Origin of the sequence: Kribbella sp. NPDC059898, assembly GCF_042730855.1 — a bacterium.
Classification (GTDB): domain Bacteria; phylum Actinomycetota; class Actinomycetes; order Propionibacteriales; family Kribbellaceae; genus Kribbella.
Genome location: NZ_JBHWKR010000002.1, coordinates 940,660 through 950,964, shown reverse-complemented (window position 1 = coordinate 950,964; position 10,305 = coordinate 940,660). Strand labels below are relative to the sequence as shown.

The window sequence follows — 10,305 nt, the reverse complement described above, 5'->3', positions numbered from 1 at the left end:
GCAGATCCAGCACCACCCGCCGACATTCCTCCGACAGCTTCACCGCCACAACACCCTCCAACAATCAGGCGTTGCAACAATCACCTGAACCCGCCCTCCTGAAATGGCACACAATGCTCCCCAGACCGTCAAATCGCGACCTGGTCAGCGAAGGGCGGCAGTGAACTGGTCGTGGTGGGTGGTCCACCAGTGGCGTCGGCGGGTGTACTTCTCGATGCCTCCGGTCCGGTTGAGCCTCGCGACCGTGTTCGGGTCGCCCTTGTTGATGGTGCGGCGTGCGGCTGCTTCGATGCGGGCGAGGGCGTCGTCGATGGCGGTGAGCAGTTCTGCGCGGCCGTCTCGGTCCAGGCCGTAGGCGTCCGCGACGAGTCGTAGTCGGGCCGGCCGGTCGGCGGGTAGCCAGCCGATCCGGTGCTGGTCGAAGTCGTCCTCGATCGGTACGCAGAGCCGGGCGAGCTGGGCGAGATCGTAGACGGGACGACCAGGGGCAGCGAACTCGAAGTCGAGCAGCGCAACGGCGATACCGTCACGGAAGACGACGTTCGAGAGCTCCACGTCGTTGTGACACACCAGCGTCCCGCCCGCGGGGTCAGCCAGGCCGTCGTTCCAGGTGAGCCCCTGCGGGGCGAACCCGCGAGCGGCGTCGTGCAGTCCGCGCAGCAGTCTGGCGACGGACGCTAGTGCGGTGCCGGACTGGCTCCAGACCGGGTACGGCGCCACGGGAACCTCGCCCTCGATGAACCCGAGACGCTCGCGGCCGTCCTCGTCGATGCCGATCGGCGTGGGGGCGCCCTCGAATCCGGCGTCTTTCACCGCGCGGAGGAAGGCGTGAATCGACCCCGAGTACGGACTCGAGGGGCGAAGCACGTGAGGACCGACGCGGACGACCTTGCCCGCGTTCGCGATCCCGCCGGCCAGTTGCTCCTCGGCCATACCGGAAGCTTGACAGACGGGGACGACCCCAGCCGTACGTCGCCGGTCGCCGGTCGCCGGCGCTGACGACTACGTGACGAAGCCGTTCGGGTGCTCGGGTGTCGGCGCCCTGCCCGCGTTCGACCCGGACCGGGACGACTGGGTCAATACGCCGTTCCCGATCCAGGCGGCGACGCCGTCAGGTTGTCGCGAAGGACGGGGGACCTGTGCTGGGCTCGTTGGACTGGGACCCGTTCCAGACCGCGAAGCGGGCGGCTTCGGCGTAGGTGGCAGCGTCCGCGCGCCACCGGCTCGGTCGCCCACCTTCCGGGGCGGTTCTGGGCAGGGGTATCCCACGCAGGGGTGACTCACCTGGGGCGGCGCAGTCCGGGGCTGGTTCAGGCGCGGCAGTCCCAGGTGCGTCTGCCCCAGGCGGGGCCATCCCACGGACAGCCTCATGCGGGGCTGCTTCAGGTGCAGGTGGTTCGGGCAGGGCCGTTCCACGTACAGCGTCGCGCGGAGATGCCACGGGTGGAACTGGTCCGGGTCGAGCTGAGTCGGATGGAGTTGACTCGCGCGGAGTTGACTCGCGCGGTGCTGACTCGGGTGGGGCTGAATGGGGTGGAGTCGACTCCGGTGGAGGTGCGACGGGTGGAATTGGTCCGAGTGGAGCTGAGTCGGGTGGAGCTGAGTCGCGTGGAGTTGACTCGGGTGGAGCTGAGTCGCGTGGAGTTGACTCGGGTGGAGCTGAGTCGGAGGGAGTTCTGCGGAGCGGGGTTGTCTTGGGTGGTTGGGGCAGGTTGGGGCGGGGAGTTGGGTCGGCCCAGGTGGGGCGGGCTACGTGGGGCTTGCCGTTGGTGATGGTGATGTGCCAGCGGTCGTTGTGGAGGTCGACGTGGTGGCGGCGGCATAAGAGCGCGAGGTTGGTGAGGGCGGTGGGGCCGCCGTCGGCCCAGTGCGTGAGGTGGTGGGCGTCGCACATTACGGGCGGCGTTGCACAGACGACGCAGCCCCGGTCGCGGGCGGTCAGGGCGTGGCGGATGTGTCTGGTGACGAGGCGTTCGCTGCGGCTGACGTCGAGCGGCTGGGAGTTCGAGCCCAGGACGAGCGGCATGATGTTCGTGTCGCAGGCTAGGCGGCGGATGGTGGCGGCGGAGAGGTCGTCGCTGTAGATGGTTTGACCGGTGGCGTTGGCGGTGGCTGACTTCAGGTCGTCGAGGTCGATGGTGATGGTGATGTTGGCCTTCGCGCCGTGGCTGGCGGTGTCGGTGTCCCAGGCGTTCGCGGCGACGGTGAGGGCGGTGGTGAGGGCGTCGGCTTGGCGTTTGTCGCGGGGGCGGGGGTCGTGTTCGCCGTCGACGGTTTTGTGGGGGCGGGCGCCGGCGTGGACGATCGCGCGCAGCAGTTCGGCGTTGTCGTTGGCGAGGTAGCCGCGGAACTTGACGCCGTTCTCCGCGGTGATGAGAGTGAGGGATTCGCGGGCGGAGGCTTTCTGCTCCTCGGGTTCGCGGCCGTCGGCGTCGATTCGGTCGCACAACTGTTTCGCGGCGGTGCGGAGTTCCTTGGGGGTGAGGTGGGATGCGAGGCCGACCAGTTGCTGTTCGGTGACGTCGAGGGTTTCGATGGGGACGCGAGAGCGGACGCGTTCGAGTTCGGTGATGATCGCGGCGGCGTGGCCGGTTTGGATGGGGGTGTCGTTGGTGAGGGCGGCGTCGACGGCTTTGTATTTGGGGAGGGCGCGGGCGAGGTGGACGTCGCGCCAGGCTTCGGTGCGGTCGTGGCGGTGGCGGAAGGTGAGGAGTTCTACGGTGTCGCGGGCGCCGAGTTCCTGGGCGAGGCCGTCGGTCTCGGCGCGGGCGATGAGTTGGAGGCGGACGGCTTGCAGGCGGATGATCTCGGCGTTGGCCTCGTCGAGGGCGGGCAGCACCTCATGGTTGCCGATAGCAACCACAGGGCGTCTGCCGAGAATATCCATGCGGACAAGCCTAGTTGCCGCCTCCGACAGTTTTCAAAGGCGGATCCCCTTGTTTTCAAGAGGATTGGTTATCCACAGATCAGCAGCCGACGCGGGAGCGGCCGGCTACGGCCTTGTAGGTGCAGGTGTCGAAGGTTTTGCCTGCTGGGGTCTGGAAGCGGGCGGTGTCGCCGGTGTTGTTCCAGACGTACCAGCTCTGGTTCCAGTACAGGGTGAGTGCGCGGTTGCGGTTCTTGCCGGTGCGGACGATCACCGTCGAGCGGCCCGGCAGGACGTACCCGCGCGGGAACACGAAGACGTGGTTCGCGGCGTCCAGGACGCGGAAGCCGGACAGGTTGATCGGGCGCGTGCTGATGTTCCGGACCGTGAAGAACTCGTTGTTGATCTGGGCGTTGGTGCGGGTGTCGGCGCCCGGCGGGTCGTACTGGATCCCGCTCAGGACCGCCGTGACCGCCGCGTCGGCCGTCAGCGGTGCCAGTACGGCGGTACCGGCGAGAACCACGGCGGCCGTCGCGGCGGAGAAGAGCATGCGAAAACGGTGTACGAACACAGGAAATGTCCCCCTTGGCAGTGGGCCGATGTCCCCCCGGCCCGGATGTACACGAACTGCCGGTTCCCCCCGGCGGTCGCACACGCTAGCCGTCACGCTCCGTGCTCGTCAAGCTCTCAAGAGAACGTTCTCGGAACGCCGTGTTCGAGCAGCTGAACGCGGTTCTCCAGACCGGCCTCCCGGAACGCCGCGAGGAACTGCTCCGGGCCCTCGCTGAAGTGCGTCCAGCCCTCCGTGTGGACGGGGACGATCACCGCGTCGCCGAGGATCCGGGCCGCCTCGACCGAGTCCGTCGAGGTGAGCGTCAGGTTCGCCCCGTCGAGTAGTCCGGTACGGGCGGCGCCGGCGAACAGTACCGCGACGTCGATCGGCGCGAAACGGTCCGCGATCTCCTTCACGTGGCCGAGGGAAGCGTTGTCGCCGGACACGTACACCGTCGGCAATCCCTCGCCCCGCATGACGAATCCGGTCACGAACCCGACGACCGCCTCCGCGCCCTCGGGGCCGTGCAGTGCCGGTACGCCGGTCACCGTGACCACGCCGCCGTCCGGCCGGGGGAGTTCGACGGTCTCCCAGTTCTCCAGGCCGCGGACGCCGTCGATGCGAAGCGCCGCGCCGGGCGTTGACAGTACGGTCGGGACCGACGAGAGCAGCGCGCGGCCGGAGTCGTCGAGGTTGTCCTTGTGCTCGTCGTGCGAGAGCAGTACGACGTCGATCGGGCCGAGCTCCGCGGCCGGGATCGCCGGGCCGGTCAGCTTCGTCATCACCCGTCCGGGCAGCTGGTAGTCGCGCGGCTCGTCGAAGGCCGGGTCGGTCAGGAACGTGATGCCGCCGAGGTTCAGGACGGCGGTCGGGCCGCCGATGTGCGTGATCTTCATGACCACGATCCTCCGCGCCGGCGAACGCCCGTACCATTGGCCCGGGAGCCATAGTTACCGAAGATCGGGCCATACTGTGTTCATGCGTACTGTCGCGGTTCTCGCGTACCCCGGGATGAGCCCGTTCCACCTGTCCGTGCCGTGCCTGGTCCTCGGCGAACGGCGCGGGCTGCCGGACAGGTACGACGTACAGGTGTGTGCCGAGCAGCCCGGGTCGTTCCCGACGAGTGCCGGGTTCGGGATCACCGTGGACCACGGGCTCGACGCGATGGAGCGGGCCGACGTCGTCGTACTGCCGAGCTGGGAGCCTGGCCTGGTCGCGTCCGACGTACTGCTGGGCGCGATCCGGCGGGCGCACGCGCGCGGCGCGACTGTGGTCGGGCTGTGTGTCGGGGCGTTCCTGGTCGCGGAATCCGGCATCGCTGAGGGGCGTGAGGTGGTGACGCACTGGCGGTTCGCCGACGAGCTGCGCTCGCGGTACCCGGCGTTGAAGGTCCGCGCGGACGTGCTCTGGTCGGATCAGGGGGACCTGGTGACCTCGGCCGGTACGGCGGCCTCGCTGGACTGCTGCCTGCACCTGGTCCGGACGCACCACGGGTTCGAGATCGCGGAACGGGTCGCCCGGGACATCGTGGTCGCGCCGCACCGGAGCGGGTCGCAGGCGCAGTACATCCCGGTACCCGTACCGCCCGACCCGACCGACGACGTGATCGAGAAGGCGATGGTGTGGGCCCGGGCGCGGCTCGACCAGCCGGTGACACTCGACGAATGGGCCGGCGCGGTGGCGTTGTCGCGGCGTACGTTCACCCGGCAGTTCCGGGCGCGGACCGGGAGCTCCGGGCAGGCGTGGTTGTTGCGGCAACGGCTCGACCGGGCCAGGTTGTTGCTGGAGACAACCGATCTGTCGGTGGAGCGGGTCGCGGGGGAGAGCGGGTTCGGCAGCAGCGACGCGCTCCGGCACCACTTCCACACGGTGCTCGGTACGACGCCGCAGCGGCATCGGCAGGAGTTCTACAGCAGCACGAGCAGGATGTAGACCACCGGCGCCGCGAACGTGATGAGCAGGATCCAGGCCATCATCCGGTGCGCGGGTTTGCCTCGGTCGAGGGACGAGGCGAAGTACAGTACGGCGCCTTCCTCGGTGTGCCGGCTCAACCCCATCTTGCGGGCCTCGTCCGGCCGCGGATCCGGTCGCTCCTCGGCCAGCGCGTCCGGATGGATCCCGTAGTGCGCCGGCCCGGCCCGATCCACGTCATCACGCTCGAAGAACATCCAGCCTCCCGCGGGTTGGTGGACCACGTCGCCCAACCATGGTCGCACCAACCGGCGAGAAGGGTGCTGAACTACTACGAGAACTTCGCCACCCAGGCGTTGCGGTCCGTGTAGCTGAGGCAGACGAGCAGGTCGAGCGTGCACCGCTTCGCCGTACCGAAGCCGACACCGAGCGTCGTGCGACCGCAGTCCAGGATCGTGCTACGGCTGCTCGACATGAGCTTGTTGTAGGCCTGCTGCGCGGTCATCTTGTCGCCGCCCGCACCTGCTTGCGACCCGGAGGTACTGTTCAGGCCGCTGCCGCTCTCGGCCCGGCTTGCGGCAGTTCCCTCAGCGCCGTCGGTCAGGCTCGGGTCCTGCTTCAGGCGGGCGCAGCCGTTGTTCACGCGGGCGTTGTCGATCAGGTTGAAGAGCTGGATCTCGTTGGGGTCCATGCCTCCGTCGACCGGTGGTGGCGGCGTCGTCGGGGGTGGGGTGGTAGGGGTGGGCTTGGTGGTGGTGATGGTGCGGCCCGGGGAGGTGGGGGCCGTGGTGGGGTTGGTCGACGTGGACGCCGAGGTGGGGGCGGACGTCGAGGTGCGGGTGGGCGTCTTGGTGGGGGAGTCCGTGGGGGTACCGGTCGGCGAATCCGTCGGGCTGTCCGTCGGCGTGGCGGACGGGGTGTCCGTGGGGGTCGCGGTCGGGGTTGCCGTGGGGGTTGCCGTTGGGGTGACCGTTACGTGCGCGGACGGGGTGGCGACGGCTGCCTTGGTGGACGGGGTGATGTAGGTGTCGTCGGTGCGGGTCACCATCGGGACCGAGGCGTCTGCTGGGTCGTTCTGCGGTTGGTGCAGGAGGATCCAGGAGATCGGGGTGATCACCACGAGTACGGATGCCACCGCGATCACTGCTCGGCGTCCGCGGGACGCCCGTCCGACGCGGCCCGCGCTTCTGCGACCCGGTCCGGAGCCGCCCGGGCCTGAGTTGCCTGGGCCTGAGCCGCCGGGGCCGTTTCCGGTACCACCGCCTCCCGAGCCGCCGCGGCCGCCCGCCGCTGCAACGTGCTCGCCGTCGGCTGCATACGCTCCGGCGCCGGTGAGCCCACCGGCCGCCAGACCACCAGCACCTGCGGCGGCGCCCGTACGTCCGGCACTCGAGGCGGTGCCGTGTTCACCTGCGGCAGTACGTCGAGCCTCCGCCGCGGTCCCGTAGTCCCCGGCAGCACCCGCACCCCAAGCACTTGCCGAGGCACCGTACTCACCGGCGGCGGCGCCGGCACCTGCCGCGCCGCCGAACTCGCGTGCGGCGCCTCCAGCACTTGCTGCGATGCCGTACTCGCGTGCGCCCGCGGCTCCACCGCTTGCTGCGGCGCCGTACTCGCCTGCGACGGCGCCGAGCTCGCGTGCCGCGGCTCCACCGCTGGCTGCGGTGCCGTAGTCGCCTGTGGTGGTACGTCGGGCGCTGGTGACGCCGTAGTCCGGTGCTGCGGTTGAGGGGGTGCCGTAGTCGCCTGTTGCGGGGGTGCGGCCGGGGGTTGAGGTGGTGCCGTGGTTGTCGGCTGCTTCGGTCAGTGCAGCAGCCGGCGGTGTGGCGGGGGTGGGGCTTGCGGCAGGTGAGGTTGCGTCGTACTTGCTGGTGGTGGAGGTGCGGTCTGCGCCGGCGGCTGAGCCTGCGGCGGCGAGGCTGCCTGCGGCGGAGCCGGCAGCGGCCAGGCCTGCGGCTGCGCTGGTGTCGGCTGCGCGGCGCGGGGTGCTGGTCGCGCTGGTGTCGGGTGCGCGGCGCGGGGTGGCGGTCGCGGGGGTGTCGGTGCCACCGGTGCCGGTGCCGGTGCCGGTGCCGCCCGTGCCGCCGGTGCCAAGGTTGGTGGTGGCGGCTAGGCGGTCGGTGGAGGCTGTGCCGAACCAGGTGTCGGGTTCGGTTGACGTGGCTGCGGGGCCGAGGGAGGCCCAGTCGTCGGCTGCTCGGCGGGTGGACCAGGTGCCGGCGGTTTCACCAGGGGGAGTCGCAGACGTGGATCCGCCGCCCGCGGACGCGTTGGCGTCGTACGCGGGGGTTTCGGGCCAGGAGCTCTCCGAGGGGCGGGGGGCCCGGCTGGGGTGGGGGTCTGGGGTCAAGGACTGGTTGACCCAGGAGGGGGTGCTGCGGTGCGGAGCCTCGGAGGACCGGGGCTCGGGAGCCGAGACCTCAGGCGTGGCTACCTCGGGGGTTGTGTAGCTGGGCAGCGCGCCGCGCGGGGCGTACTGCGGTGTGGCCGGGCGGGACTGGTTGCTGCCGGCCCAGAACGGGGACTCCGTGCCGCCCTTGGGCGCGTTCGCCCAGAACGGCGACTCGTCGCTCGAACGCGGTGCGTACCGCGGCGGTTCGGGCGGGGCGGATTCCGCGGGCGGAGTAGGACGGTTGCCGGAACGCGACGAGCGGGCCGCTCGGGTCGCCTTCCGTCGTGGTTTGTACCGGCCGTTGCCGGACTCGGACATTATTTCGTTGTTCCCTTCAAAGTCGCGCCCCCAAGACGTGCCTCATCAACGAGACGAGCCTCACCAGCCGCCTCACCGGAGCCCCCCAGGAACGTCCGGCAACCTGACAAGGACGGGATTACCCGCCGCGACCGACCGGCAACCGGTCGGACATTGTGGCCTTGGGACAACGTTCCAGCCACAGTCGGTGCTTTCGAGACAATGACAGTCATCAGGACAGCCATCAGCTTCGGCCGAAGTCCTGGACCCAGCTGCCGGGTCCGTAGTCGGAGCGCACCTGGCCGGGGTCGTAGCCGATGCCGATCGAGGTGTACCGGCAGTTCAGGATGTTCTTGCGATGGCCGTCGCTCTGCATCCAGGCGGCGACCACCTTCTGCGCGGTGTCGTACCCGGCGGCGATGTTCTCGCCCCAGGTCGACCCCTTGTACCCGGCGGCCGCCATCCGGTCGCCCGGGTCCTGGCCGTCGGGGTTGGTGTGGTCCATGTAGTGCCGGCGGACCATGTCCGACGCGTGCTTGCCGGCTGCCTCGACGAGTGCGCTGTCCAGCTTGAGCGGGCCGCAGCCCTGCTGCTGGCGGATCTGGTTCGTGTAGTCGAGGACCTGCCGTTCCTGCGCGTTCGTCCCGCCGCCGCCGACGGGCGGCTGCGGGGTGTCGCTCGGCGACGGCTCGGTTGTCCGGGTCTTGGTCGGCGTACTCGACGGCTTGCCGGTCGGCTTGCCCGTCGGCGTGGCAGTGATGCTCGGCTTCGGCCGTCCGGTCGCTCCGTTGGTACTGCGGGGCGCGGTCGGTGACACGGTCACCGTCGTGACCCCGACGGTCGGCGTGGTGACGGAGCTCGAAGGTGAAGACGAAGGCGAGGAGGACGAAGGCGAAGGCGAGGACGAAGCAGGCGCCGAGCCAACGGCGGCCGGACCCACCACGGCGGTCGTGGTCGCGCCGTTCGGCAAGGTCTTCGTGATCGTGATCATCGGACCGGTGGAGGTGCCGTCGACCGTCGTACCGTCCTCGACGCTGCTGTTCTCGACGACGTTCACGACCCGCTCGGCGCCGTCGGTACGGGAGGTCCCGTGCGACATCAGCCAGACCACCGGGCCGATCGCGACCAGCACCGAGAGCGCGCTGACAGCAGGGCCGACCAGGCCGCGGCTCCGCCGGGGAGCTCGTCTACTGCCGCGGTGCCGCCGGGGGGTTGGCGAATCCGTCATGGGGTGGGCGAATCCTCTTCGTTTCTTCGTGATGCCGAAACAGCGCGTCGTTCCCCGTGGTACAGCCAGGTCCCCCCTGGTCACCGAACAGCGACCTTAACCGACCCGCGAGGTCATCGTTACGCGGGTGTGAACCCTCTTAACGAATCCTGAAGAAAACGATTGACTGAAAGTCGTCCACCGGCCGTTGTCAACCGCCGAAGTCCTGCACCCAGCTCCCGTTGCCCCAGGCGGGTTTCACCTGGCCGGTGTCGTACCCGATGCCGATCATCGAGTATCCGCAGTTCAGGATGTTCGCCCGGTGCCCGGGGCTCTTCATCCAGCCCTGTACGACGGCTTCCGGGCTGGTGTACCCGACCGCGATGTTCTCGGCCATCGAGCCGCCGCCGAACCCGGCCGCCTTCATCCGGTCGAACGGGCTGCGGCCGTCGAGGCTGTCGTGGGCGAAGAAGTGCTCGGCGACCATGTCGGCGGCGTGCGCCTCGGCGGCCTTCGTCAGCGACTTGTTCATCCTCAGCGGACCGCAGCCGGACTTCGCGCGCTCCTGGTTGGTCAGCGCGAGCACCTGTTGGTCCGCGGAGCCGTTTCCCTCGGACTTCGGCGGCTTCGTGGTCTTCGTCTTCGTCGGCGTAGGAGTTGATGCAGGAGTCGATGGAGGCGGAGGCGTCGGCTTCGGGGAAGCAACCGGAGTACTAGCAGCAGTACGCGTAGGAGTGCGAGAAGAAGTACGAGTCGGCCGCGGCTCAGGTGTGTACGTCGACTTCACAGGAGTCCGCGTAGTACCCCGGCTCGGTGCCGTCGTGGACCTGGTCGGACTGGCGGTCGTCGACGCGACCGGCGAATCCTGGCTGGTCGGCCGCGGGGTACCGGACTGCCGCATGACGAACCACCCGACACCCGCGATCAGGACCAGTGCCGACAGGGATGCGAGAAGCGGACCGGCCACGCCGTAGCTGCGTGACCGTCTGTGGTTCGTCATGCTGAGCAGCCTTGCCCAGCTCACCACCGGCCGATGCGCGTCAGCGGCAGCACTTACAAAGCTCTGACCATGGCAATCG

General features: G+C 69.4%; 10 protein-coding genes. 1 reads left to right on the top strand and 9 read right to left on the bottom strand.

All coding sequences use genetic code 11. From position 1 onward, the window contains the following. Window positions 1-144: 144 nt before the first annotated feature. The 4 genes from ACFV9C_RS10095 to ACFV9C_RS10080 form a co-directional block, all read right to left on the bottom strand. The gene (locus ACFV9C_RS10095; protein ID WP_380192293.1) at window positions 145-933 is read right to left on the bottom strand and encodes a phosphotransferase; all 789 of its coding nucleotides are present in this window, start codon (window positions 931-933) and stop codon (window positions 145-147) included. Between the two features lie 178 nt (window positions 934-1,111). Further along, on the bottom strand, window positions 1,112-2,887 hold the full coding sequence (locus ACFV9C_RS10090) for a DUF222 domain-containing protein (protein ID WP_380192291.1): 1,776 nt from the start codon (window positions 2,885-2,887) through the stop codon (window positions 1,112-1,114). Window positions 2,888-2,966: 79 nt separating this feature from the next. Then, window positions 2,967-3,416, bottom strand: coding sequence for a lamin tail domain-containing protein (locus ACFV9C_RS10085; protein WP_380192290.1), 450 nt, complete (start codon window positions 3,414-3,416; stop codon window positions 2,967-2,969). Window positions 3,417-3,553: 137 nt separating this feature from the next. Further along, window positions 3,554-4,315 carry an MBL fold metallo-hydrolase gene (locus ACFV9C_RS10080; protein WP_380192288.1) on the bottom strand — a complete coding sequence of 254 codons (762 nt, stop codon included), beginning with the start codon at window positions 4,313-4,315 and terminating at the stop codon, window positions 3,554-3,556. A gap of 82 nt (window positions 4,316-4,397) precedes the next feature. On the opposite strand from ACFV9C_RS10080, the gene ACFV9C_RS10075 reads away from it, so the two are divergent. Further along, window positions 4,398-5,351, top strand: coding sequence for a GlxA family transcriptional regulator (locus tag ACFV9C_RS10075; RefSeq protein ID WP_380192287.1), 954 nt, complete (start codon window positions 4,398-4,400; stop codon window positions 5,349-5,351). Here ACFV9C_RS10075 and ACFV9C_RS10070 read toward each other — a convergent pair. The 5 genes from ACFV9C_RS10070 to ACFV9C_RS10050 all read right to left on the bottom strand — a co-directional run bounded on the left by ACFV9C_RS10070 (window position 5,327) and on the right by ACFV9C_RS10050 (window position 10,137). Further along, window positions 5,327-5,587: a hypothetical protein gene (locus tag ACFV9C_RS10070; protein WP_380192285.1), complete on the bottom strand. Its 261-nt coding sequence runs from the start codon at window positions 5,585-5,587 to the stop codon at window positions 5,327-5,329. The genes ACFV9C_RS10075 and ACFV9C_RS10070 overlap by 25 nt on opposite strands. Before the next feature lie 74 nt (window positions 5,588-5,661). Next, window positions 5,662-8,040 (bottom strand): hypothetical protein, encoded by a 2,379-nt coding sequence (locus tag ACFV9C_RS10065; RefSeq protein WP_380192283.1) that lies wholly within the window; start codon window positions 8,038-8,040, stop codon window positions 5,662-5,664. A 223-nt stretch (window positions 8,041-8,263) separates the two neighbouring features. Next, entirely contained in the window at window positions 8,264-9,247 is a 984-nt protein-coding gene (locus tag ACFV9C_RS10060) for a CAP domain-containing protein (RefSeq protein ID WP_380192281.1), read from the bottom strand. A gap of 190 nt (window positions 9,248-9,437) precedes the next feature. Continuing rightward, a complete protein-coding gene (locus ACFV9C_RS10055) occupies window positions 9,438-9,812 on the bottom strand; it encodes a CAP domain-containing protein (RefSeq protein ID WP_380192280.1) in 375 nt (124 codons plus the stop codon). Between the two features lie 178 nt (window positions 9,813-9,990). After that, window positions 9,991-10,137, bottom strand: a complete 147-nt coding sequence (locus tag ACFV9C_RS10050; protein WP_380192279.1) for a hypothetical protein — start codon at window positions 10,135-10,137, stop codon at window positions 9,991-9,993. Window positions 10,138-10,305 lie beyond the last annotated feature (168 nt).

Coding starts and splice junctions, on each gene's coding strand:
- ACFV9C_RS10095 (WP_380192293.1), bottom strand. CDS start 933: ATGGCCGAGGAGCAACTGGCCGGCGGGATCGCGAACGCGGGCAAGGTC.
- ACFV9C_RS10090 (WP_380192291.1), bottom strand. CDS start 2,887: ATGGATATTCTCGGCAGACGCCCTGTGGTTGCTATCGGCAACCATGAG.
- ACFV9C_RS10085 (WP_380192290.1), bottom strand. CDS start 3,416: ATGCTCTTCTCCGCCGCGACGGCCGCCGTGGTTCTCGCCGGTACCGCC.
- ACFV9C_RS10080 (WP_380192288.1), bottom strand. CDS start 4,315: ATGAAGATCACGCACATCGGCGGCCCGACCGCCGTCCTGAACCTCGGC.
- ACFV9C_RS10075 (WP_380192287.1), top strand. CDS start 4,398: ATGCGTACTGTCGCGGTTCTCGCGTACCCCGGGATGAGCCCGTTCCAC.
- ACFV9C_RS10070 (WP_380192285.1), bottom strand. CDS start 5,587: ATGTTCTTCGAGCGTGATGACGTGGATCGGGCCGGGCCGGCGCACTAC.
- ACFV9C_RS10065 (WP_380192283.1), bottom strand. CDS start 8,040: ATGTCCGAGTCCGGCAACGGCCGGTACAAACCACGACGGAAGGCGACC.
- ACFV9C_RS10060 (WP_380192281.1), bottom strand. CDS start 9,247: ATGACGGATTCGCCAACCCCCCGGCGGCACCGCGGCAGTAGACGAGCT.